18 protein-coding genes are annotated in these 26,582 nt (G+C 57.5%); 12 read left to right on the forward strand and 6 right to left on the reverse strand.

Features of this window, described 5'->3' with window-relative positions; translation table 11 throughout:
* Position 1: 1 nt before the first annotated feature.
* Together USF70_RS16535 and USF70_RS16540 are read right to left on the reverse strand one after the other, a co-directional pair.
* Positions 2-559, reverse strand: coding sequence for a DcrB family lipoprotein (locus USF70_RS16535; RefSeq protein ID WP_023309515.1), 558 nt, complete (start codon positions 557-559; stop codon positions 2-4).
* A gap of 72 nt (positions 560-631) precedes the next feature.
* Positions 632-1,297: a 7-cyano-7-deazaguanine/7-aminomethyl-7-deazaguanine transporter gene (locus USF70_RS16540; protein WP_023309514.1), complete on the reverse strand. Its 666-nt coding sequence runs from the start codon at positions 1,295-1,297 to the stop codon at positions 632-634.
* 167 nt (positions 1,298-1,464) lie between these two features.
* Between USF70_RS16540 and tusA the strand changes: the two genes are divergently transcribed.
* Positions 1,465-1,707, forward strand: coding sequence for a sulfurtransferase TusA (gene tusA / locus USF70_RS16545; protein ID WP_008503071.1), 243 nt, complete (start codon positions 1,465-1,467; stop codon positions 1,705-1,707).
* Between the two features lie 153 nt (positions 1,708-1,860).
* On the opposite strand, the gene yhgN is transcribed toward tusA, so the two are convergent.
* The gene (gene yhgN / locus USF70_RS16550) at positions 1,861-2,454 is read right to left on the reverse strand and encodes an NAAT family transporter YhgN (RefSeq protein ID WP_003861574.1); all 594 of its coding nucleotides are present in this window, start codon (positions 2,452-2,454) and stop codon (positions 1,861-1,863) included.
* A gap of 179 nt (positions 2,455-2,633) precedes the next feature.
* Here yhgN and asd point away from each other — a divergent pair, with 179 nt between their 5' ends.
* The 6 genes from asd to glgP all read left to right on the forward strand — a co-directional run bounded on the left by asd (position 2,634) and on the right by glgP (position 13,355).
* Positions 2,634-3,737: an aspartate-semialdehyde dehydrogenase gene (gene asd / locus USF70_RS16555; RefSeq protein WP_033146834.1), complete on the forward strand. Its 1,104-nt coding sequence runs from the start codon at positions 2,634-2,636 to the stop codon at positions 3,735-3,737.
* A gap of 249 nt (positions 3,738-3,986) precedes the next feature.
* Positions 3,987-6,173 carry a 1,4-alpha-glucan branching enzyme gene (gene glgB, locus USF70_RS16560; RefSeq protein WP_320735824.1) on the forward strand — a complete coding sequence of 729 codons (2,187 nt, stop codon included), beginning with the start codon at positions 3,987-3,989 and terminating at the stop codon, positions 6,171-6,173.
* Positions 6,170-8,143 carry a glycogen debranching protein GlgX gene (gene glgX / locus USF70_RS16565; protein WP_047059850.1) on the forward strand — a complete coding sequence of 658 codons (1,974 nt, stop codon included), beginning with the start codon at positions 6,170-6,172 and terminating at the stop codon, positions 8,141-8,143. Before glgB ends, glgX begins: the two co-directional genes overlap by 4 nt.
* A gap of 17 nt (positions 8,144-8,160) precedes the next feature.
* Positions 8,161-9,456 (forward strand): glucose-1-phosphate adenylyltransferase, encoded by a 1,296-nt coding sequence (gene glgC / locus USF70_RS16570; RefSeq protein WP_023337914.1) that lies wholly within the window; start codon positions 8,161-8,163, stop codon positions 9,454-9,456.
* Positions 9,456-10,889, forward strand: coding sequence for a glycogen synthase GlgA (glgA, locus tag USF70_RS16575; protein ID WP_023309509.1), 1,434 nt, complete (start codon positions 9,456-9,458; stop codon positions 10,887-10,889). Before glgC ends, glgA begins: the two co-directional genes overlap by 1 nt.
* A gap of 18 nt (positions 10,890-10,907) precedes the next feature.
* Positions 10,908-13,355, forward strand: coding sequence for a glycogen phosphorylase (glgP, locus tag USF70_RS16580; RefSeq protein ID WP_029740650.1), 2,448 nt, complete (start codon positions 10,908-10,910; stop codon positions 13,353-13,355).
* A gap of 95 nt (positions 13,356-13,450) precedes the next feature.
* Here the strand turns inward: glgP and glpD are convergent, their stop codons facing one another.
* Complete coding sequence (glpD, locus tag USF70_RS16585) at positions 13,451-14,959, reverse strand: glycerol-3-phosphate dehydrogenase (RefSeq protein ID WP_182071600.1); 1,509 nt, start codon at positions 14,957-14,959, stop codon at positions 13,451-13,453.
* 302 nt (positions 14,960-15,261) lie between these two features.
* Between glpD and glpE the strand changes: the two genes are divergently transcribed.
* From glpE to USF70_RS16600, 3 genes are read left to right on the forward strand one after another with little or no spacing between them, the layout of a single operon-like run.
* Complete coding sequence (glpE, locus tag USF70_RS16590; protein ID WP_006177908.1) at positions 15,262-15,594, forward strand: thiosulfate sulfurtransferase GlpE; 333 nt, start codon at positions 15,262-15,264, stop codon at positions 15,592-15,594.
* Between the two features lie 47 nt (positions 15,595-15,641).
* Positions 15,642-16,472 carry a rhomboid family intramembrane serine protease GlpG gene (glpG, locus tag USF70_RS16595; RefSeq protein ID WP_320735825.1) on the forward strand — a complete coding sequence of 277 codons (831 nt, stop codon included), beginning with the start codon at positions 15,642-15,644 and terminating at the stop codon, positions 16,470-16,472.
* A 16-nt stretch (positions 16,473-16,488) separates the two neighbouring features.
* Positions 16,489-17,247: a DeoR/GlpR family transcriptional regulator gene (locus tag USF70_RS16600; protein WP_008503060.1), complete on the forward strand. Its 759-nt coding sequence runs from the start codon at positions 16,489-16,491 to the stop codon at positions 17,245-17,247.
* 98 nt (positions 17,248-17,345) lie between these two features.
* Here the strand turns inward: USF70_RS16600 and malT are convergent, their stop codons facing one another.
* Positions 17,346-20,051 (reverse strand): HTH-type transcriptional regulator MalT, encoded by a 2,706-nt coding sequence (malT, locus tag USF70_RS16605; RefSeq protein ID WP_029742188.1) that lies wholly within the window; start codon positions 20,049-20,051, stop codon positions 17,346-17,348.
* Positions 20,052-20,637: 586 nt separating this feature from the next.
* Here malT and malP point away from each other — a divergent pair.
* The gene (gene malP, locus USF70_RS16610) at positions 20,638-23,031 is read left to right on the forward strand and encodes a maltodextrin phosphorylase (RefSeq protein ID WP_087823632.1); all 2,394 of its coding nucleotides are present in this window, start codon (positions 20,638-20,640) and stop codon (positions 23,029-23,031) included.
* Positions 23,032-23,040: 9 nt separating this feature from the next.
* Positions 23,041-25,122, forward strand: a complete 2,082-nt coding sequence (gene malQ, locus USF70_RS16615) for a 4-alpha-glucanotransferase (protein ID WP_202772500.1) — start codon at positions 23,041-23,043, stop codon at positions 25,120-25,122.
* An 80-nt stretch (positions 25,123-25,202) separates the two neighbouring features.
* On the opposite strand, the gene gntT is transcribed toward malQ, so the two are convergent.
* On the reverse strand, positions 25,203-26,519 hold the full coding sequence (gntT, locus tag USF70_RS16620) for a gluconate transporter (protein ID WP_039263070.1): 1,317 nt from the start codon (positions 26,517-26,519) through the stop codon (positions 25,203-25,205).
* Positions 26,520-26,582 lie beyond the last annotated feature (63 nt).

Raw genomic sequence — 26,582 nt, forward strand, 5'->3', positions numbered from 1 at the left:
GTTACTGGATCACGATGGTGTTAATGATGTTTTCAGCAGCCGTCTGCGCTTTCTGCTGATCTTCGGCTGGCAGGGTGATCTGCAGGGTCAGCAGTTTGTTATCAACCTTGCCCAGCACCACAGAAGAGTAGGCGGTCTGGCCTTTTGCAGAGATGATGCTGTCGAGCTGTTGCAGCGTGTGGCCTTTCAGCTCGATGGATTTATTGGTCACGACCTGCAGCTGAGGATCGCGGCCGCGCTGCTGATCTTCCAGACGTTTGGACAGGACGGCCAGGTCTTCGCTGGTGTCGTCGCCCACAATCACAATGACCGCTTTCTGCCCGGTTGCGTCGGAGTAAACGTGCATGTTATTCGCCTGGGTGCCCAGCTTGCCGCTCTGATCGGTCATATCGGCTGGCAGAGAGAAGCTGAGTTTGCCATCCATCAGATTCACCGGCTGGCCGGTCGCGTTGCTCTCTGCGGATGCGCCCTGAGCAGGCGTTTTCGTGTCGCTGTTATCACAGGCTGCAAGACCCACAACCAGCAGGCCAATCCCGACATATTTAACCAGATTGCGCATTGACTTCTTCCTTTCGATAAACGGCCATAACGGCTCATTCGCTCATCTTATCACAACTGATAAAGCGAACCCTTAACCAGCCTGCAATGCCGTGATTTCAGATTTATCTGCCAGCCTTTTCAGCAGCATATTGAGCAGCACGCCGTACATCGGCAGGAAGAACACAATGCTGATAAGGACCTTGAAGCAGTAGTCCACCAGCGCGATTTCCATCCAGTGTTCGGCCATGAACGCATCCGGGCTGCGCCAGAAGGCGATGAAGAAGAAGGCCAGCGTATCGCTCACGTTACCGAACAGCGTGGAGGCGGTTGGCGCCATCCACCAGCGATGATTTTGACGCAGGCGGTTAAACACATGCACGTCGAGGATCTGCCCCAGCGCGTAGGCCATAAAGCTTGCCGCGGCGATACGGGCAACAAACAGGTTGAAGTGGGTTAACGCCTCAAAGCCCTGCCAGCTTCCCATATAAAACAGTGACGAAACCACGTACGAGATGAACAGCGCCGGGAGCATGACCGAAAAAATAATACGGCGAGCCAGCGGTGCGCCAAAGATACGCACGGTCAAATCCGTCGCGAGGAAAATAAACGGGAAGCTGAACGCGCCCCAGGTGGTATGAAAACCAAAGATGGAGATTGGGAGCTGCACCAGATAGTTGCTGGAGGTGATCACCAGCAAATGGAAAAGCGAAAGCCAGAACAACGCTTTTACGCGCTGTGATTCAGAAAACGACGTCATATTGTGACCTTTTTATACGTTGGGGTGAGGGAACCCAATAAAAACCGCAACATGATACTGCTTTGGCAGGACATTGCAATGGTTAGTTTTTACGCAATCGTTAACCTGGTTTGCATTGATCGCAACCGGGCGTAAACTACAGCCGTTTTTACCAGACCGAGAAGACCATGACCGACCTGTTTTCCAGCCCAGACCACACTCTTGATGCCCAGGGCCTTCGCTGCCCGGAACCGGTAATGATGGTACGCAAAACCGTGCGCAACATGCAGACCGGTGAAACGCTGCTGATTATTGCCGACGACCCGGCCACGACCCGCGATATTCCCGGTTTTTGTACCTTTATGGAGCATGAGCTGGTGGCACAGCAGACCGAGGCGCTGCCGTACCGGTATTTGATTCGTAAGGGGTAGATGGGCTGGCGTTGCTGTAGGTCGGGTAAGGCGAGGCCGCCACCCGACGAATATGTGTCCTCTGCGGCCTGATGCCCTCACCCCGCCCCTCTCCCACGGGGAGAGGGTGCAAACACTAAAAACGGCAATCTTTGATTGCCGTTTTGCGTTTACCTAGCCTTTCATCCACGCGCGGATCCCGTCCAGGAACATCTGCGTTGCCATCATCACCAGAATCAGCCCCATCAGGCGCTCCAGCGCGTTCACTCCTTTCTCACCCAGCAGGCGCAGGAACAGCGACGACTGCAGCAGGATGATAAACGTCCCGCCCCAGGCGATCAGCAGGGCAATCACCAGATGGCTCATCTGGTTCGGATACTGATGCGACAGCAGCATCAGCGTGGCCAGAATGGTCGGCCCGGCGACGAGTGGAATTGCCAGCGGCACGATAAACGGCTCTTCACCCGCGGGCAGGCCGCTGCTGCTGCCTTCCGCGCTTGGGAAAATCATCTTAATGGCAATCAGGAACAGAATAATCCCGCCGGAAATCGACACGGTTTCGGCGCGCAGGTTCAGGAACGCGAGAATTTTTTCACCGGCAAACAGGAAGATAAACATCACCAGCAGGGCGATGAGCAGCTCGCGGATCATGATCGCCCGGCGGCGCTTCGGCTCGGTGTGCTTCAGCACCGACATGAAGATAGGCAGGTTTCCCAGTGGATCCATAATCAGGATCAATAAAACCGCCGCGGAAATGATTTCACTCATCTTTAAATTATCCCTGATACTTAGTAGTGTTATTCCGATGATTAGCGCTTTTTCTGATTGCCGGGCAATCATCGATTAATTTCGCTTGCGACTTTGGCAGCATTTTGTAATGTGAAGCATATCCCAGTTCAATACTGGCTTGCACAATCAGCACACACCCTCAGCAGGAAAAAAATGCTATGAAAAACGTTGGTTTTATCGGCTGGCGCGGTATGGTCGGCTCTGTACTCATGCAACGCATGGTTGAAGAGCGCGATTTCGACGCTATCCGCCCGGTCTTCTTCTCCACTTCCCAGCTCGGCCAGGCTGCTCCGTCCTTTGGTGGTACCACAGGCACGTTGCAGGATGCTTACGATCTGGAAGCGCTGAAGGCACTCGACATTATTGTGACGTGCCAGGGCGGCGATTATACCAACGAAATCTATCCAAAGCTGCGTGAAAGCGGCTGGCAGGGCTACTGGATTGACGCGGCCTCTTCGCTGCGTATGAAAGACGATGCCATCATCATTCTCGACCCGGTGAACCAGGGCGTCATCACCGACGGCCTGAACAACGGCGTGAAAACCTTTGTCGGCGGTAACTGCACCGTCAGCCTGATGCTGATGTCCCTCGGCGGCCTGTTCGCGCAGGATCTGGTGGAGTGGGTCTCCGTGGCGACCTACCAGGCGGCGTCCGGCGGCGGCGCGCGTCACATGCGCGAGCTGCTGACCCAGATGGGCCAGCTGCACCAAAGCGTCGCGACCGAGCTGGCAAACCCGGCGTCCGCGATCCTTGATATCGAACGTAAGGTCACTCAGCTGACCCGCAGCGGCGAGCTGCCGGTGGACAACTTCGGCGTACCGCTGGCCGGTGGTCTGATCCCATGGATCGACAAACAGCTGGATAACGGCCAGACCCGCGAAGAGTGGAAGGGCCAGGCTGAGACCAACAAAATCCTCGCGACCGCGAACACCATTCCGGTTGACGGCCTGTGCGTGCGTATCGGCGCGCTGCGCTGCCACAGCCAGGCCTTCACCATTAAACTGAAAAAAGATGTGTCTATTCCGACCGTTGAAGAGCTGCTGGCCGCGCACAACCCGTGGGCGAAAGTGGTGCCAAACGATCGCGATATCACCATGCGCGAGCTGACCCCGGCTGCCGTTACCGGCACGCTGACCACGCCGGTTGGCCGTCTGCGCAAGCTGAACATGGGGCCGGAGTATCTCTCCGCGTTCACCGTCGGCGACCAGCTCCTGTGGGGCGCCGCCGAGCCGCTGCGCCGCATGCTGCGCCAGCTGGCGTAATAATTTGTTAACTACCGGGGGTGATTTTCACCCCCTTTTTTTGCGTACTACATGGAGTAACACGCGTATGTCTTATTTTTTATCAGGAGTCATCTAGAGCGTTGGCTATGCTTTAAGGAAGAGTCATTTCTTACCTGAGGTTCGAACGGAGCAGAATGGATGCACATTTTTGTGCTGTCCCGTTCAGGTCACATTAAAAGTCGTCCCGGAGCGCTTAAAAAGGACGACATAAAAAACAGGATGAATACCATGTCCGATCGTGTGGATAGAGACGTGATTAATGCGCTTATTGCGGGTCATTTTGCTGACCCCTTTTCTGTGCTTGGGATGCATCAAACTGAGGATGGCCTTGAAGTTCGGGCACTGTTACCGGATGCCACAGAAGTCTGGGTGATTGAACCCAAAACCGGCCGCAAGGTCGATAATCTTGAATGCCTCGATTCCCGTGGCTTTTTCTCGGGCGTGATGCCCCGCCGTAAAAACCCTTTTCGCTATCAGCTCGCCGTTCTCTGGCACGGTCAGCAAAACCTGATTGACGATCCTTACAGCTTTGGCCCGCTGCTTAAAGAGATGGATGCCTGGCTGCTCTCCGAAGGAACGCATCTTCGCCCTTATGAAACGCTGGGTGCCCATGCCGATACCATGGACGGCATTACCGGCACGCGATTCTCCGTGTGGGCGCCTAACGCCCAGCGCGTCTCCGTTGTCGGCCAGTTCAACTATTGGGACGGTCGCCGCCATCCGATGCGCCTGCGCCGGGAAAGCGGCATCTGGGAGCTGTTTATCCCTGGAGCGCACCCCGGGCAGCTTTATAAATTCGAGATGATCGACGCCAACGGCAAGCTGCGCATTAAAGCTGACCCGTATGCCTTCGAAGCGCAGATGCGCCCGGATACCGCGTCGCTGATTTGCGGCCTGCCGGAGAAGGTCGTCCAGACGGAGGAGCGCAAACAGGCCAACCGCTTTGATGCGCCGATCTCCGTCTATGAGGTACACCTTGGCTCCTGGCGTCGCCATACCGATAACAACTTCTGGCTCAGCTACCGGGAGCTTGCCGACCAGCTGGTGCCCTACGCCAAATGGATGGGCTTTACCCACCTTGAACTGCTGCCGGTCAACGAGCATCCGTTCGACGGCAGCTGGGGCTATCAGCCCACCGGGCTGTATGCGCCAACGCGCCGCTTCGGCACGCGCGATGACTTCCGCTATTTCATTGATGCCGCGCATGCCGCCGGGCTGAACGTCATCCTCGACTGGGTGCCGGGCCATTTCCCGTCGGATGACTTTGCGCTGGCAGAGTTTGACGGCACGAAGCTGTACGAGCACAGCGACCCGCGCGAAGGCTATCACCAGGACTGGAACACGCTGATCTATAACTACGGTCGCCGTGAGGTCGCAAACTACCTGGTCGGGAATGCCCTGTACTGGATCGAGCGGTTTGGCATTGATGCCCTGCGCGTCGATGCGGTGGCGTCGATGATCTACCGCGACTACAGCCGCAAAGAGGGCGAGTGGATCCCGAACGAGTTTGGCGGCCGTGAAAATCTGGAAGCGATTGAATTCCTGCGCAATACCAACCGGATTATCGGCGAACAAGTGGACGGTGCCGTGACCATGGCGGAAGAGTCGACCGACTTTGCGGGCGTCTCCCGTCCGCCGTCATCAGGCGGCCTGGGGTTCTGGTATAAGTGGAACCTGGGCTGGATGCACGACACGCTCGACTACATGAAGCTGGATCCGGTTCACCGTAAGTATCATCACGATAAGCTGACGTTCGGGATGCTCTACAACTACACCGAAAACTTCATGCTGCCGCTGTCGCACGATGAAGTGGTGCACGGCAAAAAATCCATTCTCGACCGCATGCCGGGCGACGCGTGGCAGAAGTTTGCCAACCTGCGCGCCTACTACGGCTGGATGTTTGCCTTTCCGGGCAAGAAACTGCTGTTTATGGGCAATGAGTTCGCCCAGGGACGCGAGTGGAACCACGACGCCAGCCTCGACTGGCACCTGCTGGAAGGCGGCGACAACTGGCACCACGGGGTGCAGCGTCTGGTGCGCGACCTGAACCTGACCTACCGCCACCACAAAGCGCTGCACGAGCTCGACTTCGATCCGTACGGCTTTGAGTGGCTGGTGGTGGACGACCACGAGCGCTCGGTGTTTGTCTTTGTGCGTCGTGACAAAGCGGGTAACGAGATCGTCGTCGCCAGCAACTTCACGCCGGTGCCGCGCGAACATTACCGCTTCGGCATTAACCAACCGGGCAAATGGCGCGAGATCCTGAATACCGACTCGATGCACTATCACGGCAGCAACGCCGGTAACGGCGGGCTGGTCCAGAGCGACGCCATCGAAAGCCACGGGCGACCCAACTCCCTGAGCCTGACGCTGCCGCCGCTTGGCACCATCTGGCTGATGCGGGAGGGCGAATGACGCAGCTTACGGCAGGTAAACCCGAACCGCTCGGCGCACGTTTTGACGGAAAGGGTGTCAATTTCACCCTCTTTTCCGCTCACGCTGAGCGGGTAGAACTGTGCGTGTTTGATGGGGAAGGTAACGAGCACCGTTACGATTTACCCGCGCGCACGGGGGATACCTGGCACGGCTACCTGGCCGGAGGACGGCCAGGCATGCACTATGGCTTTCGCGTACATGGTCCGTGGGATCCGGCGCAGGGGCACTGGTTTAACCCGGCGAAGCTGTTGATTGACCCGTGCGCGCACCGCGTGGACGGCGAATTTAAAGACGACCCGCTGTTCCACGTGGGCTACGGCGAGCCCGACCACCGCGACAGCGCGCCCGTCGCGCCAAAAAGCGTGGTGGTAAACGATCTTTATGACTGGGAAGACGATGCCCCGCCGCAGACGCCGTGGGGCAATACCGTCATTTATGAAGCCCACGTCAAAGGGCTGACGTACCTGCACCCGTCGATCCCCAAAGAGATGCGCGGCACCTATAAGGCGCTCGGGCATCCCACCATGATTGCCTACCTGAAACACCTCGGCATCACCGCGCTGGAACTGTTGCCCGTCGCCCACTTTGCCAGCGAGCCGCGCCTGCAGCGGCTGGGGCTAAGCAACTACTGGGGCTACAACCCGCTGGCGATGTTCGCGCTTGAGCCACGCTATGCCGCCCATCCGGAAAAGGCGCGGGACGAGTTTCGCGATGCGGTGAAGGCGCTCCATACGGCGGGCATTGAGGTCATTCTGGACGTCGTGCTCAACCACAGTGCCGAAAGCGATCTCGACGGTCCGACGCTCTCCATGCGCGGAATTGATAACCGTAGCTATTATTGGATCAGGCAGGATGGCGATTATGAGAACTGGACCGGCTGCGGTAACACGCTCAACCTCAGCCATCCGGCGGTCACGCATTTTGCTTATGAATGCCTGAAATACTGGGTGGAGACGTTCCACGTCGACGGTTTTCGTTTCGATCTGGCGCCAGTGATGGGGCGCACGCCAGCGTTCAGCCAGCAGGCGCCGCTGTTTGAGGCGATAAAAAACTGTCCGGTGCTCTCGCAGGTGAAGCTCATTGCCGAGCCGTGGGACATCGGGGAAGGCGGTTATCAGGTCGGGAATTTCCCGCCGCTGTTTGCCGAGTGGAACGATCACTACCGCGATGCCGCGCGCCGCTTCTGGCTGGAACGGAATCTTTCGCTGGGGGAGTTCGCCGGACGCTTTGCCGCTTCAAGCGATCTCTTTAAGCGCGACGGCAAACGCCCGTCGGCCACCGTCAATCTGTTGACGGCACACGACGGTTTTACGCTCAGGGACTGCGTTTGTTTCAATCAGAAACACAATGAGGCAAACGGCGAAGAGAATCGCGATGGTACTAACAATAACCATAGCTTTAATCATGGTATAGAAGGGTTAGGCGGAAGCCTTGACGTCATCGAGCGGCGACGCGCCAGCGTTCACGCTTTGCTGACAACGCTTTTATTGTCGCAGGGCACGCCGATGCTGCTGGCAGGCGATGAACACGGCCATAGCCAGCACGGTAACAACAATGCGTATTGCCAGGACAACACGTTAACCTGGCTCGACTGGGGTGAAGCCAACAGCGGGCTGATTCATTTTACCGCTGCGCTGATCCATCTTCGCCAGCAGATCCCCGCGCTGACCGCCGACCGCTGGTGGGAAGAGGGTGACGGCAACGTTCGCTGGTTGAATCAAGACGCGCAACCGTTAAGCGCGCAAGAGTGGCAACACGGCGTACCACGCCTGCAAATCCTGCTGTCGGATAAATGGCTGGTCACGCTGAACGCGACGGATGACGTCGCAGAGATTGTTTTACCTGAAGGGGAATGGCGAGCTGTTCCCCCCTTTGCCGGAGCGGATAATCCGGTAGTAATGGCTGTCTGGCACGGGCCTGCGCACGGAGTGTGCGTATTCCAAAGATGATAAAAAAGGAGTTAGTCATGGTTAGATTAGAGAAGAACGATCCCTTAATGTTGGCGCGCCAGCTACCATTAAAAACGGTTGCCCTGATACTTGCGGGTGGACGTGGTACCCGTCTGAAAGATTTGACCATCAAGCGCGCGAAACCGGCCGTTCACTTTGGTGGTAAGTTCCGTATCATCGACTTTGCGCTCTCCAACTGCCTTAACTCGGGCATTCGCCGTATTGGCGTCATTACGCAGTATCAGTCGCACACGCTGGTTCAGCATATCCAGCGCGGCTGGTCATTCTTCAGCGAAGAGATGAACGAGTTTGTCGATCTCCTTCCCGCTCAGCAACGCGTCCACGGTGAGAACTGGTACCGCGGAACGGCGGATGCAGTGACGCAGAACCTCGACATCATTCGCCGCTATAACGCGGAATACATCGTGATCCTCGCCGGGGACCATATCTACAAGCAAGATTACTCCCACATGCTCATCGACCACGTCGAAAAAGGGGCGCGCTGCACCGTAGCGTGTCTGCCTGTGCCCGTTGCTGAAGCGACGGCGTTTGGCGTGATGCACGTGGATGCCGACGACAAAATTATCGACTTTGTTGAAAAGCCGGCGAACCCGCCAACCATGCCCGGCGATGACACCAAATCGCTCGCCAGCATGGGGATTTATGTCTTTGATGCAGATTATCTTTATGAGCTGCTGGAAGACGATGACAAAGACGAAAACTCCAGCCACGACTTCGGTAAAGACATCATTCCGAAAATCACTAAAGCTGGCATGGCCTATGCACATCCTTTCCCGCTGTCCTGCGTGCAGTCCGACCCCAATGCGGAACCTTACTGGCGCGATGTGGGAACTCTGGAAGCGTACTGGAAAGCGAACCTCGACCTGGCGTCGGTCACGCCTGAGCTGGATATGTACGACCAGAACTGGCCGATTCGTACCCATATGGAATCGCTGCCGCCGGCCAAATTCGTGCAGGACCGCTCCGGCAGCCACGGTATGACGCTGAACTCGCTGGTGTCCGGCGGGTGCATTATTTCAGGCTCGGTGGTGGTGCAGTCGGTGCTGTTCCCCCGCGTGCGAATAAATTCATTCTGTAATATCGATTCGGCAGTCTTGCTGCCTGATGTCTGGGTAGGGCGCTCGTGCCGTCTGCGTCGCTGCGTTATCGATCGTGCCTGCGTCATTCCAGAAGGGATGGTGATTGGTGAGAACGCGGAAGAAGACGCGCGTCGTTTCTATCGTTCGGAAGAGGGGATCGTGTTAGTCACACGGGAAATGTTGCGGAAGCTGCAGATCAAACAGGAGCGATGATGCAGGTTTTACATGTATGTTCTGAGATGTTCCCGTTGTTAAAAACGGGCGGTCTGGCAGATGTTCTGGGTGCATTACCGGCAGCGCAAATCGCCGGAGGCGTGGATACCCGAGTCCTGCTGCCCGCCTTTCCGGATATCCGGCGTGGAATTCCCGATGCAAAAGTGGTGACCCGCCGTGAGACCTTCGCCGGACGCATCACCCTGCTGTTTGGACATTACAATGGCGTAGGGATTTACCTGATCGACGCGCCGCACTTATACGATCGACCGGGCAGCCCGTATCACGATACGAACCTGTTCGCCTACACCGATAACGTGCTGCGCTTTGCGCTGCTCGGCTGGGTCGGGGCAGAAATGGCGACGGGGCTGGATCCGTTCTGGCGCCCGGATGTGGTGCACGCGCACGACTGGCACGCCGGGCTTGCCCCGGCGTATCTCGCGGCGCGCGGCCACCCGGCGAAATCGGTCTTTACCGTGCATAACCTGGCGTATCAGGGGATGTACTATGCCCATCACATGAGTGAAATCGATCTGCCATTATCGTTCTATAACATGCACGGGCTGGAATTTAACGGGCAGATCTCGTTCCTGAAAGCCGGGCTGTATTACGCCGATCATATTACCGCCGTGAGCCCAACCTACGCGCGTGAGATCACCCAGCCGGAGTTTGGCTACGGCATGGAAGGGTTGCTGCAACAGCGCCACCGCGAAGGCCGCCTGTCGGGCATTCTGAACGGCGTGGATGAACAGATCTGGAGCCCGGAAACCGATCTCCTGCTGGCGGCGCGCTATGGCCGTGATTCCGTGGAAGACAAAGCGGAGAACAAACGCCAGCTGCAGATTGCAATGGGCCTGAAGGTTAACGATAAAGTGCCGCTGTTCGCGGTGGTCAGCCGCCTGACCAGCCAGAAAGGGCTGGATCTGGTGCTGGAGGCGTTGCCCGGTTTACTGGAGCAGGGCGGACAGCTGGCGCTGCTCGGCGCGGGCGACCCGGTGCTGCAGGAAGGCTTCCTTGCCGCTGCGGCGGAACATCCGGGGCAGGTGGGCGTGCAGATTGGCTATCACGAAGCGTTCTCGCACCGCATCATGGGAGGCGCGGACGTCATCCTGGTGCCGAGCCGTTTCGAACCCTGCGGCCTGACGCAGCTTTACGGCCTGAAATACGGCACGCTGCCGCTGGTGCGCCGCACGGGCGGACTGGCGGATACCGTATCCGATAGCTCTCTGGAAAACCTGGCGGACGGTATCGCCAGCGGGTTTGTCTTTGAGGACAGTAATGCCTGGTCGCTGCTTCGGGCGATTCGGCGTGCTTTCGTCTTGTGGTCCCGTCCATCGCTCTGGCGTTACGTTCAGCGTCAGGCGATGTCCATGGACTTTAGCTGGCATGTTGCGGCGCAGTCATACCGCGATCTCTATCAACGCTTGATGTAACGAGGCGAAGTTACTGATATGAACGCTCCATTTAGCTACTCTTCACCCACGCTCAGCGTTGAGGCGTTAAAGCACTCCATCGCCTACAAGCTGATGTTCACCATCGGGAAAGATCCGGTTATCGCCAACAAGCACGAGTGGCTGAACGCCACCCTGTTTGCGGTGCGTGACCGCTTAGTTGAACGCTGGCTGCGCTCAAACCGCGCCCAGCTCTCGCAGGAAACGCGTCAGGTTTACTACCTGTCGATGGAATTTTTGATTGGCCGCACGCTGTCCAACGCGCTGTTGTCGCTCGGTATTTATGACGACGTCAAAACCGCACTCGAAGAGATGGGGTTAGATTTAGAAGAGCTGATCGACGAAGAGAACGACCCGGGCCTCGGCAACGGCGGCCTGGGGCGTCTCGCCGCCTGCTTCCTCGACTCGCTGGCAACGCTGGCGCTGCCGGGCCGCGGCTACGGTATTCGCTACGACTACGGTATGTTCAAACAGAACATCGTCGACGGACGCCAGAAAGAGTCGCCGGACTACTGGCTGGAGTACGGCAACCCGTGGGAGTTTAAGCGCCACAATACGCGCTACAAGGTGCGCTTTGGCGGACGTATCCAGCAGGAAGGCAAAAAATCCCGCTGGGTAGAAACGGAAGAGATCCTGGCCGTGGCCTACGACCAGATTATCCCCGGCTATGACACCGATGCCACCAACACGCTGCGCCTGTGGAGCGCCCAGGCCAGTAGCGAAATCAACCTCGGTAAATTCAACCAGGGGGACTACTTTGCGGCGGTGGAAGACAAAAACCACTCCGAGAACGTGTCCCGCGTGCTGTACCCGGATGACTCGACCTACTCCGGTCGCGAGCTGCGCCTGCGTCAGGAGTATTTCCTCGTCTCCTCGACGATTCAGGATATCCTCAGCCGCCACCATCAGCTGCACAAAACCTACGCCAACCTGGCGGAGAAAACCGCGATCCACCTTAACGACACCCACCCGGTGCTCTCCATTCCGGAGCTGATGCGCCTGCTGATCGACGAACACAAGTTCAGCTGGGATGACGCGTTTGAAGTGACCTGTCAGGTATTCTCCTACACCAACCACACGCTGATGAGCGAAGCGCTGGAAACGTGGCCGGTAGACATGCTCGGCAAAATCCTGCCGCGCCATCTGCAGATTATCTTTGAGATTAACGACTACTTCCTCAAGACCCTGCAGGAGCAATACCCGAACGATACCGGGCTGCTGAGCCGCGCTTCCATCATTGATGAATCGAACGGGCGCCGCGTGCGCATGGCCTGGCTGGCGGTCGTCATCAGCCACAAGGTCAACGGCGTGTCCGAGCTCCACTCGAACCTGATGGTGCAGTCGCTTTTTGCGGACTTCGCGAAAATCTTCCCGACGCGGTTCTGCAACGTGACCAACGGCGTCACGCCGCGCCGCTGGCTGGCGCTGGCCAACCAGCCGCTCTCTGAGGTGCTGGACGAGAATATCGGCCGTACCTGGCGTACCGACTTGAGCCAGCTGAGCGAGCTGGAACAGCATATTGATTTCCCGACGGTGAACAAAGCCGTGCGCGAAGCCAAGCTGCTGAACAAAAAGCGTCTGGCGGTCTGGCTAGCGATGCACCTCAACGTGGTGGCAAACCCGAAAGCGCTGTTTGACGTTCAGATCAAACGCATCCACGAATACAAGCGTCAGCTGATGAACGTGCTGCACGTGATCACCCATTACAACCGCATCAAGGCCGATCCAACGGCCGAATGGGTGCCGCGCGTGAAGATCTTCGCCGGTAAGGCGGCTTCCGCCTACTACATGGCGAAGCACATCATTCATCTCATCAACGACGTGGCGAAGGTGGTCAACCAGGATCCGGACATTGGCGACAAGCTGAAAGTGGTGTTCATTCCGAACTACAGCGTGAGCCTGGCGCAGATGATCATCCCGGCGGCGGATCTCTCTGAGCAGATTTCCACGGCGGGTACGGAAGCATCCGGCACCAGTAACATGAAGTTTGCCCTCAACGGCGCGCTGACCATTGGTACGCTTGACGGGGCGAACGTCGAGATGCTGGAGCACGTGGGCGAAGAAAATATCTTTATCTTCGGTAATACGACGGAAGAGGTGGAGGCGCTGCGCAGGAAAGGCTACTCGCCGCGTCAATATTACGAAGAGGATGAAGAGTTACGTCAGGTGCTGACGCAGATCGCGACCGGCGTGTTTAGCCCGGATGAACCGAGCCGCTATCGCGATCTGGTCGATTCGCTGATTAACTTTGGCGATCACTACCAGGTGCTGGCGGACTATCGCAGCTACGTGGACTGTCAGGATAAGGTTGACGAGCTGTACCGTCAGCAGGAGAAGTGGACCAGCGCCGCGATGTATAACATCGCCAATATGGGCTATTTCTCGTCCGACAGGACCATCAAGGAGTATGCCGAGACGATCTGGCATATTGATCCGGTGAGGTTGTAAAAGCAAAACGGCAACCTCGGTTGCCGTTTTTAGTGTTTGTTCCCTCTCTCTGTGGGAGAGGGTCAGGGTGAGGGCATCAGCCCGCACCGATCGTATTACGACGCCAGCGACAGCTCACGCTTCCCCGCATTTTGCTGTAACCACTGCGCCACGCGAGACTGCTGTTCGGCGTTGAGCCACATCCCTTCTTTGGTACGACGCCAGATAGCATCATCCAGACGACGAACCCACTCGTGCTCAACCAGGTAGCGCAGCTCGGCTTCGTACAGCTCGTGGCCGAAATGTTCGCCCAGATCCGCAATGTCCTTCGCGTCGGCCAGGAAAAGCTCGGTATTGCTGCCGTAGGTGCGGGCATAGTGGCGCGCCATCCCTTCGGTGATGAACGGGAAGCGACGGCGCAGCTTCGCGGCGTAATCATCGCGATTGTCGCCGATATCACCGCCGGGCAGTACCGCGCCTTTGGTCCATGCCGGGCCAATGCCTTTATAGTACGGCGCCAGTTTTTCCAGCGCGTGCTCGGCCAGCTTGCGGTAGGTGGTCAGCTTGCCGCCAAACACGGAAAGCAGCGGCGCCTGACCGTCAACGTCGTGAATATCGAGCGTGTAGTCGCGGGTAATCGCCTGCGGTGAGTCAGACTCGTCATCGCACAGCGGACGCACGCCGGAGTAGGTCCAGACCACATCGTCGCGTGACAGCTGCTTCCTGAAGTGCGCGTTATACACTTTGAGCAGGTAGTTCACTTCGCTCTCGTCGATCTCGACGTTCTTCGGATCGCCTTTGTACTCCACGTCGGTGGTACCGATGATCGAGAATTCGTCCATCCACGGGATCACAAACACGATGCGCTTGTCTTCGTTCTGCAGAATGTAGGCCTGCTTCTGGGTATGCACGCGCGGTACCACAATGTGGCTGCCCTTGATCAGGCGAATGCCGTACGGCGAAGGCAGATGCATGCCGTCGTCGAAGAACTGCTTCACCCACGGGCCGGTGGCGTTCACCAGACCGCGTGCTTTCCAGCTGAATTTCTCGCCGGTATCGATGTCTTCCGCTTCTACAATCCACAGGCCGTTTTCACGACGGGCAGAGGTCGCACGGGTACGGGTTTTCACCTCGCCACCTTTCTTCTCGACCATCTGCGCATTCGCCAGCACCAGACGCGCATCGTCCACCCAGCAGTCGGAATATTCGAAACCGCGCACGATTTCAGGCTTAAGGACCGATTCTGAGCCAAAACGCAAACCTGTCGAACCCGGGAGGCTGGTGCGTTTACCCAGATGGTCGTACATAAACAGACCGATTCGGATCATCCACGCCGGACGCAGATGCGGGCGATGGGGCAGGCGGAAGCGCATCGGAATCGCCAGATGCGGGGCCATTTTCAACAGCACTTCACGTTCGGCCAGTGCTTCACTGACCAGGCGGAATTCGTAGTGTTCCAGGTAGCGCAGGCCACCGTGAATCAGTTTGGAGCTGGCGGACGACGTCGCGCAGGCGAGGTCGTTAGCTTCCAGCATCAGTACGGATAAACCGCGTCCTGCGGCATCGACCGCAATACCGGCACCGTTGATGCCACCGCCTATCACAATCAGATCTTTGGTTTCCATAACACCCTCATGCACTTTCGTTAAAGCTCAGAAATGTTCGATATCGCTCATAATAGCAAAGGAACGCGCTTTTGGTAACATCAAAAAAACAATTTAGAGTGATATGGATAACATAATGGCGTTTACCCGCCGCCAGGACGTACACTACGGGGTAAAATAGTGCGGTCTGATGCTCTCTCCCCTCACCCTAACCCTCTCCCCAGAGGGGCGAGGGGATGGTTTGCTCCCTCTCCCTTTTAGGGAGAGGGCAGGGGTGAGGGTCAGCAGGCGGCATAAAACCTGAATAAGCGAAAGAGAACACCATGGATCAGTTTGAATGTATTAACGTAGAAGAAGCCCACCAGAAGATGCACCAGGGAAAAGCGGTGCTGGTGGACATCCGCGATCCGCAGAGTTTTGCGATGGGCCACACGCCGGGCGCGTTTCATCTCACTAACGACACGCTGGGCGCGTTTATGCGCGATAACGACTTCGAGACGCCGGTGATGGTCATGTGCTACCACGGCAACAGCAGCAAAGGCGCGGCGCAGTATCTGCTTCAGCAGGGCTACGACGCGGTGTACAGCGTCGACGGCGGCTTCGATGCCTGGCATCGTCATTTCCCGGCAGAAGTGGAATACGCTTTTGAGCGCTGATCCCGCTATACTGTCCCCTTTTGTGTGGAAATAAGCGACCGCTGCCCATGTTGATGATCACTTCTTTTACCAACCCGCGCGTCGCCCAGGCGTTTGTCGACTATATGGCGACGCAGGGCGTTATTCTGACCATTCAGCAACATACGCAGACCGACGTCTGGCTGGCCGACGAGAGCCAGGCCGCGCGCGTAAACGAAGAGCTGGCGCGTTTTCTTGAGAACCCCGGCGACCCGCGCTATCTGGCGGCCAGCTGGCAGTCCGGGCAGACCGACAGCGGACTGCACTACAGCCGTTTTCCCTTCCTCGCCACCATCCGCGAGCGCGCCGGCCCGTTTACGCTGCTGCTGATGGCGGCCTGCATTATCGTCTTCATTATCATGAACGTGGTGGGCGACCAGAGCGTGATGATTGCCCTGGCCTGGCCCTATGACCCGTCTCTTGAGTTTGACGTCTGGCGCTACTTTAGCCACGCGCTGATGCACTTCTCGGTGATGCATATTCTCTTCAACCTGCTCTGGTGGTGGTATCTCGGCGGCGCTGTTGAAAAGCGTCTGGGCAGCGGCAAGCTGATCGTTATCACCCTTATCAGCGCCCTGCTGAGCGGCTATGTGCAGCACAATTTCAGCGGGCCGTGGTTCGGCGGGCTGTCGGGCGTCGTGTATGCCCTGATGGGCTATGTCTGGCTTCGCGGGGAGCGCGATCCGGAAAGCGGCATCTATCTGCAGCGCGGATTAATAACCTTTGCGTTAATATGGCTAATTGCCGGATGGTTTGATCTGTTTGGTATGTCTATCGCCAACGGTGCACACGTCGCCGGGCTGGCCGTGGGGTTAGCGATGGCCTTTGCCGACACGCTCCATGCGCGAAAACGAACATAATTCTCAGGGATAATTGATGAAACAAACACAACGTCATGACGCTATTATCGAACTGGTAAAAAAACAGGGATACGTCAGCACCGAAGAGCTGGTGGAGCAGTTTGCCGTCAGCCCACAGACCATCCGTCGTGACCTGAACGACCTGGCCGATCAGAACCGCATTCTTCGCCACCACGGCGGCGCGGCGCTGCCCTCCAGTTCGGTCAACACCTCCTGGCACGACCGTAAAGCCACGCAGACGGCAGAGAAAGAGCGCATTGCCCGCAAGGTCGCCAGCCAGATCCCGAACGGGGCGACGCTGTTTATTGATATCGGCACCACGCCGGAAGCGGTCGCCCATGCGCTGCTGGATCACGAGAACCTGCGCGTGGTCACGAACAACCTGAACGTGGCCAATACCCTGATGCAGAAAGATGACTTCCGCATCATCCTCGCGGGCGGCGAACTGCGCAGCCGCGACGGCGGCATTATCGGCGAAGCGACCCTCGATTTTATCTCTCAGTTCCGCCTCGACTTCGGCATTCTCGGGATCAGCGGCATCGACAGCGACGGCTCGCTGCTGGAGTTTGATTATCACGAGGTGCGCACCAAGCGCGCGATTATTGAGAACTCACGCCACGTGATGCTGGTGGTGGACCATTCGAAGTTTGGCCGAAATGCGATGGTAAACATGGGCAGCATCAGCATGGTGGATGCGGTCTACACCGACGTGATGCCGCCGGCGGGCGTGATGCAGGTGATTAAAGATAATAATTTGCAGCTGGAATTGTGCTAGGACTTGTGACGAGTGGCGCTGCGCTCACCCGACCTACAAAACTTTCCCCCTCTCCCTGTGGGAGAGGGCCGGGGTGAGGGCATCAGACCGCAGAGGTCCTACACGCCATACCCCATCATCTTCAACAGCTGCTGCGCATGCTGCACCGCATCCTGACGATGCGCCACGCCCAACTTCTGATACAGATTGCGGATATGCGTTTTGATGGTGGTCGCCGCCACCGCAAGCTCACCGGCAATCTGCTCGTTGCTGTAGCCTGAATAGATCAGACCCAGAACCTGCCATTCGCGCTGGGTGAGCGGACTGGTGCGGATAAGCTCCGGCACTTCCGGGTGGTTCAGCAGACGTTCAACGAAGTTCTCATCAAAATGCGCGAACTTGTGTCGATGATGCTGGTTAATCTCGCGCAGAATGCGCTGGGCGCGATGCTGATCCAGCTCCGGCAGCGTGTTGAGCTGAATAAGCTGACGCAGCTGCTGCGCCATCACTTCACCTTCAATCACAAAGTGGCTGATAAAGCCGGTGCGGTTAGCCAGCTGCAGCGCTTCCAGCAGCACGCGCTGGGCATCGTTTTTACGACCCGCCTGCCAGTAAAGCTGGTTCAGCAGCAGCAGGTTGCGGTTCAGGTCGCTCATCAGACGCAGGCTGCGCGCGTTCTCGTTCAGCTCTTCCAGCACAATCTCTGCGGGCTCTAATTCACCGAGCAGGATCTGCGCGCGGGCAATGTTGCGCCACTGGCTCTGCAGGAAGTGGTTGTTCGCAAATTCGGGTTTTGGCGTCTGACGCAGCCAGTTGGCGGCGGATTTTTTATCTCCGGTCATCTGCCAGTAAATCACCCGGACCTTATCGGCGTTTGAGACCCAGTCGCTGTGATACTGACCGTTGCCGAGCAGGTTCTCCAGGCGGTTCAGATGGTTGCGGGCGTTATCGAGATCGCCGCGCGCCAGCGAGCACTGTACCAGCAGCGCCAGACACTGCAGCTGCTGCTGAGGCTGGAAGCTGGAAAGGACATCCACACCCTGGCGGGCGCAGCTTTCTGCTTCATCCAGACGCGACCATGCCCACAGCAGCTGAGCGCGAATACGCAACAGGAACTCGTGCATCGGCAGCTGTTCCAGGTGCTGTTCACGAATCAGCTGGAACGCTTTTTCCTGGTTTTCCCAGGCGGCCTGCAGGAACCCCTGCGCGAATAAAATCTCGCTCTGTTGGATCAGGCTCCACAGCGCGTAATGCCAGACATCATGACGACGCGCCATCTGTTCGGTTTGCTGCATCAGTGAAAGCGAACGCGTGAGGTCGCCTTTGCAGTGCAGCACTTCACCGTGCACCGAGGTCGCAACGATGCGGCTGTAGAAGTTAGCCAGCGGCAGTTCATCCAGCGCGACCATCGCCAGCCGTTCAGCTTCGTCCGGGTCGCCGTCGTTAATGGCCACCTGAGCGCGCAGCGCGTTGAACTCGCCGTGCAGGGTGGTATCCATTTCGCTTTCCATCTCCTGCTCGGCGCGCGCCAGCAGGGTGTTCACTTCGCTGTAGCGGTGCTGGCTCTGCATCAGCCAGGCCTGCAGCAGCACCAGACGCGGGTTCTCCAGCAGGCTTTCCCACGGCAGGGCTTTGAGAGACTCTTCCAGCAGGGTCAGCTCGCTGTGGTTAAACAGGCCCCACGCATGATTGAGGAGGATATCGCGCAGCATGCTGGCATCACCGGCGGCCAGCGCGTGGTGGATGGCCTCGCTCGGGAAGCCTTGCGCCATCCAGCTTTCGGCAGCGGCGCGGTGGATCTCCGGCAGTTCAACCGCCAGTTCCCACTGACAGCGCTGGCGCAGGAAGCTGCCAAACAGCGGGTGATAGCTAAACCACTCGCCGGGATCGTCCATGCGCGTCAGGAAAAGGCCCTGACGTTCAATCTCTTCGAGCTGCAGCTGTCCGTTTTCACAGCCCGTCACGCGCACGATAAGCGCATCGTTCATGGAGCGCAGCAGCGAGCTTTTCAGCAGGAAATTACGCGTCGAGGGATCGACGCTGTCCAGCACCTCATCCACGAGGTAGTCAGAAAGGTGGCTGGCGTTGATGCCCGCCAGACGCCGCGCAGACTGATGCGCCGGACTGTTGTTTTGTCGGGCAGAGAGCGCGATGAGCTGCAGCGCCGTGGCCCAGCCGGCAACGTCATCACACAGACGGCTGCTCTCGGCGGCCTCAATCGGTGATGTCAGGCGGCAGTCAAAGAACTGTTTCGCTTCCTGGTGGGTAAAGGCCAGCTGCTGGCTGCCCACTTCCAGAAGCTGATCGCGCACGCGCAGGTTGGCAATACCCAGCTGCGGCAGGTTGCGTGACAGCACCACTAAAGTCAGGTTTTCCGGCTGATGGCGCAGGAAGAAACGCATCGATTCATGAATCACCGGATTCGTGATGAGATGGTAATCGTCGATCACCACGTAGAGCGGGCGATGCCATTCGGCCAGTTCAATAAACAGCTGAGAGAAAAGAGAGGACAGGCTGGCGTACTGGCGCTTTTGCACCATCACCTCACTGGCGACGCAGTGTCCATGGGTGGCTTGCTGTATGGCGGCAATCAGATAGCTGGCAAAACGCTCTTGCTGGTTATCGCCCTCGTCGAGGGAGTACCAGCCAAGATCGCTTTTACCCGCGGCCCATTGCGAAATGAGCGTTGTTTTTCCATAGCCTGCAGGGCTCGTAACCAGCGCCAGTCGGAAATTATGCGCGCCGGAAAGTTTAGCCAACAGACGCTCGCGGACCACTGTATGGTCAAGACGAACCGGGCGACTTAATTTAGACGGAATCAACATAGGTTTCACTTCACTGTGGGGAACGAGAGATTTTATTTTTTTTGCGCTTCGTAATTAATACGATATAAGGTCGAACAGAAAGAGAACTATTGCAAGTTATGTCTGGGTTTTGTGGTTCTGAATTTGCACTCTGTCACAAAACATTCAGGCAAATGTTGGAACTTTCTCGAAAGGCCCGTAACGCCGCGTCACTGCTGGCTTGTCTGTATACATTGCCGCTGCGCTGAAACTGGTTTCAGAAAGGTATAGTGACGTCAAATTTAATAAAGTGCGGGTAAAGTTGAGTGAGAGTAATAGTCTTTTGAGATGTGTCCCGATGGCTAAATTATTATTCTACGTAAGTAATCATTTCAGAACGGATTAATTTCACCCGAAACTGCATTTCATTTCTTTGACATTCTCCCCGGTTACTTTTTTATCTTCCGGGCACACTCGAACTATGCTCTGAGAGTGGCCTCGATCACACTTTTATGCTCATCCCCGCTACTCCTCCCTGTCTAATCCCCCACAGGAGGAGGAAGAGGGGAAATGAGCCAGGCACACTAGCGCCAACTTGTGTTTTCTTTCTAAAGGATGCCGATCCCCTATGTCACAGCCTACCTTCAACAAAGCTCAATTCCAGGCTGCCCTGACGCGTCAGTGGCAGCGTTTTGGCCTTCATGCTGCAAACGAGATGACGCCTCACCAGTGGTGGCAGGCAGTGAGCGGTGCGCTCGCAGAACAGCTGGATGCTCAGCCTTTGGCAAAGCCGGTGAAGAACCAGCGCCATGTAAACTACATTTCAATGGAATTCCTGATTGGCCGCCTGACGGGCAACAACCTGTTGAACCTCGGCTGGTATCAGGACGTTGGTGACGTCCTTAAAGAACACGACATTAACCTGACCGATCTGCTGGAAGAAGAGATTGACCCGGCGCTGGGCAACGGCGGTCTGGGACGTCTGGCGGCCTGTTTCCTCGACTCCATGGCGACCGTCGGCCAGTCGGCGATTGGCTATGGCCTGAACTATCAGTATGGCTTGTTCCGTCAGTCGTTTGCCGATGGCCATCAGATGGAAGCGCCGGACGACTGGCATCGCAATACCTATCCGTGGTTCCGCCACAACGCGCAGCTGGATGTGCAGGTCGGCATTGGCGGGAAAGTGACAAAGCAGGGGCTCTGGGAACCGGCGTTCACCATTACCGGTGAAGCCTGGGATCTGCCGGTGCTCGGCTACCGTAACGGCGTGGCGCAGCCGCTGCGTCTGTGGCAGGCGAAGCACGCGCATCCGTTTAACCTGACCAAATTCAACGACGGCGATTTCCTGCGCGCCGAGCAGCAGGGCATCGATGCCGAGAAGCTGACCAAAGTCCTCTACCCGAACGACAACCACCTGGCCGGTAAAAAGCTGCGCCTGATGCAGCAGTACTTCCAGTGCGCCTGCTCCGTGGCGGACATTCTGCGTCGCCATCACCTCGCGGGCCGCAAGCTGGCGCAGCTGCCGGACTTCGAAGTGATTCAGCTCAACGACACGCACCCGACGATTGCGATCCCGGAACTGCTGCGCGTGCTGATCGACGAGCATCAGCTGAGCTGGGATGACGCCTGGGCCATCACCAGCCGTACCTTTGCCTACACCAACCACACTCTGATGCCAGAAGCGCTCGAGTGCTGGGATGAGAAGCTGGTGAAAACGCTGCTGCCGCGCCACATGCAGATCATCAACAAGATTAACGACCAGTTTAAAACCCTGGTGGATAAAACCTGGCCAGGCAACAAAGCGGTCTGGGCGAAGCTGGCGGTGGTTCACGATAAGCAGGTGCGCATGGCGAACATGTGCGTGGTCAGCGGCTTTGCGGTGAACGGCGTGGCGGCGCTGCACTCGGATCTGGTGGTCAAAGATCTCTTCCCGGAATACCACCAGCTTTGGCCGACCAAATTCCACAACGTGACCAACGGCATCACGCCGCGTCGCTGGATCAAGCAGTGCAACCCGCTGCTGGCCGGTCTGCTGGATAAGACCCTGAAGAAAGAGTGGGCCAACGATCTGGACCAGCTCATCAACCTGGAAAAATACGCTGACGACGCGAAATTCCGCGAGCAGTATCGCGCGATCAAGCTGGAGAACAAGGTTCGCCTGGCGGAGTTTGTGAAAGTGCGTACCGGGATTGAGATCAACCCGAATGCCATTTTCGATATCCAGATCAAACGCCTGCACGAGTACAAACGCCAGCACCTGAACCTGCTGCACATTCTGGCGCTGTACAAAGAGATCCGCGAGAACCCGCAGGCCGACCGCGTGCCGCGCGTGTTCCTGTTCGGTGCGAAAGCGGCGCCGGGCTATTACCTGGCGAAAAACATTATCCTCGCCATCAATAAAGTGGCGGCGGCGATCAACAGCGATCCGAAAGTGGGCGACAAGCTGAAGGTGGTGTTCCTGCCGGATTACTGCGTCTCGGCGGCTGAAATGCTGATCCCGGCGGCGGATATCTCCGAGCAGATCTCGACGGCAGGTAAAGAAGCGTCCGGTACCGGCAACATGAAGCTAGCGCTGAACGGCGCGCTGACCGTCGGTACGCTCGATGGGGCAAACGTCGAAATCGCCGAGAAGGTCGGGGAAGAGAATATCTTTATCTTCGGCCATACCGTGGAAGAGGTGAAGGCCATCAAGGCCAAAGGCTATGACCCGGTGAAATGGCGTAAGAAAGACAAAGTGCTCGACGCGGTGCTGAAGGAGCTGGAAAGCGGTAAATACAGCGACGGCGACAAGCACGCGTTTGACCAGATGCTGCACAGCATGGACAAACACGGCGGTGACCCGTATCTGGTGATGGCGGACTTCACGGCCTATGTAGAAGCGCAAAAGCAGGTCGACGTGCTGTATCGTGACCAGGAGGCGTGGACCCGCGCGTGCATTCTGAACACCGCGCGCTGCGGTATGTTCAGCTCTGACCGTTCAATCCGTGATTATCAGGCCCGTATCTGGCAGGCAAAACGCTAAGGAAGCGCGATGGAGAGTAAACGTCTGGACAGCGCCGCGCAGGCGGCGGGGATCAGCCTCAGTTACATTAATGCGCACGGCAAACCGCAGTCTATTGGCGCCGACACCAAAAGACGTTTGCTGGATGCCATGCACAAAGCCGACGCGAAAGCGTCGGTTGCGCCGGTGCCCAACGTGAAGGTATTCACCGCAGGCAAAAAGATGCCGCTGGCGGTGGAGGGGCGCGGCGAGTTTAGCTGGCTGCTTACCACCGAAGAGGGGCATCAGCACAAAGGCCACGCCACCGGCGGCAAAACGTTAAACCTTCCGGCGAAGCTGCCGGAGGGGTATCACACCTTAACGCTCACCCAGGACGATCGTCGTTTCCACTGCCGGGTGATCGTCGCGCCAAAACGCTGCTACGAGCCGCAGGCGCTGCTCGAAGGCAAAAAGCTGTGGGGCGCCTGCGTGCAGCTCTATACGCTGCGCTCCGACAGCAACTGGGGCATCGGTGATTTTGGCGATCTGAAAAAGATGCTGGTGGATGTGGGCGAGCGCGGCGGCGCGTTTATCGGGCTCAACCCGATCCACGCGCTCTATCCGGCCAACCCGGAGAGCGCCAGCCCGTACAGCCCGTCGTCCCGTCGCTGGCTGAACGTGATTTATATCGACGTTAACGCGTTAGATGACTTCAAAAACAGCAAAGAGGCGCAGGCGTGGTGGAAACTCAGCACCACGCAGCAGGCCCTGAAGCAGGCGCGCGACGCGGACTGGGTGGACTATTCCACCGTCACGGCGCTGAAAATGGCCGCGCTGCGTCTGGCGTGGAAAGGCTTTTCGCAGCGCGATGACGAGCAGATGGCCGCGTTCCGCCAGTTTGTAACGCAGGAGGGCGAGAGCCTGTACTGGCAGGCGGCGTTTGATGCACTGCACGCGTATCAGGTGAAGGAGGACGAAATGCGCTGGGGTTGGCCGGTCTGGCCGGAAGCGTATCAGTCCGTCGACACGCCTGAAGTAAAAGCGTTCTGTAAAAAATATGCCGATGAAGTGGACTTCTACCTGTGGCTGCAGTGGCTGGCGTACAGCCAGTTTGCCGCCTGCTGGCAGGTGAGCCAGGGCTATAAGATGCCGATCGGCCTGTATCGCGATCTGGCCGTCGGCGTGGCAGAGGGCGGCGCGGAAACCTGGTGCGACCGTGAGCTTTACTGTCTGAAAGCTTCCGTCGGCGCGCCGCCGGATATTCTTGGTCCGCTCGGTCAGAACTGGGGATTGCCGCCGATGGATCCGCACGTCATGGCGGCGCGCGCCTATGAGCCGTTCATCGACCTGCTGCGCGCTAACATGCAGAACTGCGGCGCGCTGCGTATCGACCACGTGATGTCCGTGCTGCGTCTGTGGTGGATCCCGTACGGTGAAACGGCCGATCACGGGGCGTACGTGCAGTATCCGGTTGACGATCTGCTGTCGATCCTGGCCCTGGAAAGTAAACGCCATCAGTGCATGGTGATCGGTGAAGATCTCGGTACCGTGCCGGTGGAAATTGTCAGCAAGCTCCGCGACAGCGGCGTCTACTCCTATAAAGTGCTCTATTTTGAAAACGACCATGAGAAAACCTTCCGCGCGCCGAAAGCGTACCCTGAACAGTCAATGGCAGTCGCGACGACGCATGACCTTCCTACGCTTCGTGGCTATTGGGAAAGCGGCGATCTGACGCTCGGTAAAACGCTGGGGCTGTACCCTGATGAAGAGGTTTTGCGCGGCCTGTATCAGGATCGCGAGCTCTCCAAACAGGGGCTGCTGGATGCGCTGCACAAGCAGGGCTGTCTGCCGAAACGTGCCGGACATAAGGCGTCATTGATGTCGATGACCGCTACCCTCAATCGCGGCTTGCAGCGCTATATTGCCGACAGCAACAGCGCCCTGCTGGGCCTGCAGCCGGAAGACTGGATTGATATGGCGGAGCCGGTGAACATTCCGGGGACCAGCTATCAGTACAAGAACTGGCGTCGCAAGCTGTCCACAACGCTTGAGAAGATGTTTGCCGATGATGGGGTGAACAAGCTGATTAAGGATTTGGACAAGCGCAGAAGAGCGGTGGGCAAGAAGCGGTAGTTTCACCCTAACCCTCTCCCGGAGGGAGAGGGAATAGAATGTAGGCCGGGTAAGCGTCAGCGCCACCCGGCTTTTTTACATCAAACCACCATATTCAACAGCAGTACCCCGACCAGACCGCACACCGAAATAATGGTTTCCAGCGCGGACCAGGACTTGATGGTTTCACCGATCGTCAGGTTGAAGTACTCCTTGAACAGCCAGAACCCAGGGTCGTTAACGTGAGAGAAAATCACGCTACCGGAACCGACGGCGATAACCATCAGCTCAGGGCTAACACCCGTGGTCGCAATCAGCGGGGCAACGATACCGCCCGCGGTGATCGCTGCAACGGTCGCAGAACCCAGCGCAATACGCAGAACCGCGGCAATAGACCAGGCCATCAGGAGCGGCGATACGTTGGTTTCATGCATCATGGCAGCGATGTATTTATCCACGCCGCTGTCGACCAGAACCTGCTTGAATGCACCGCCACCGCCGATGATCAGAAGCATCATGGCAATGATTTTGATGGAAGAGGTCAGCGTGTCGTTGATCTGATCCATAGAACGGCCGCGGTTCAGGCCGAAGGTGAACATCGCGATCAGCACCGCAATCAGCGTTGCCATGACCGGGTCACCGAGGAATTCCGCAACGGACAGGAACGGATGACCTTTCGGCAGAATCATCTCCGCCACGGCACGCATCGCCATTAGGATAACCGGTACCAGAGAGGTCCAGACGCTGACGCCAAAGCCCGGCATCTCTTCTTCGGTGAAGGTTTTGGCGCTGTACAGACCTTCCGGGATCGGCTTATCAATGCCTTTCAGGAAGCGGGCATAAACCGGGCCCGCCAGAATCACGGTTGGGATCGCCAGAATCGTACCGAACAGCAGGGTTTTACCCATATCCGCGTGGAAAATGGTTGCGATAGCGGTTGGGCCCGGGTGCGGCGGCAGGAAGCCGTGAGTCACGGACAGCGCCGCAGCCATTGGCACACCGACATACAGCAGCGGGATGTTTGCCGCAGCCGCGATGGTGAACACCAGCGGCAGCATCAGCACGAAGCCCACTTCATAGAACAGCGCGAAGCCGACGGTAAAACCGGTTAATACCACCGCCCACTGGATGTTCTTCTTGCCAAATTTGGCAATCAGCGTGGTGGCGATTCGCTGCGCGCCCCCGCAGTCTGCCAGCATTTTGCCGAGCATGGCGCCGAAGCCCATGATCAACGCCAGGCTGCCGAGCGTACCGCCGACGCCGGCTTTGATGGAACTGATAACTTTAACCAGCGGCATACCCTGCATCAGACCGACTGCAAGTGCCACCAGAACCAGAGCGATAAATCCGTTCATTTTGAAACGGATCATCAAGAGCAGTAATAACACAACACCGATAGCAACGATGACTAATGGCATGATTTACCTGGCCTTTGAATTGTTATGGGTAACGTCATTGTTTCAACGACAAATTCCGATTGT

Source organism: Enterobacter sp. 237C8 (assembly GCF_034106865.1).
Classification (GTDB): domain Bacteria; phylum Pseudomonadota; class Gammaproteobacteria; order Enterobacterales; family Enterobacteriaceae; genus Enterobacter; species Enterobacter asburiae_B.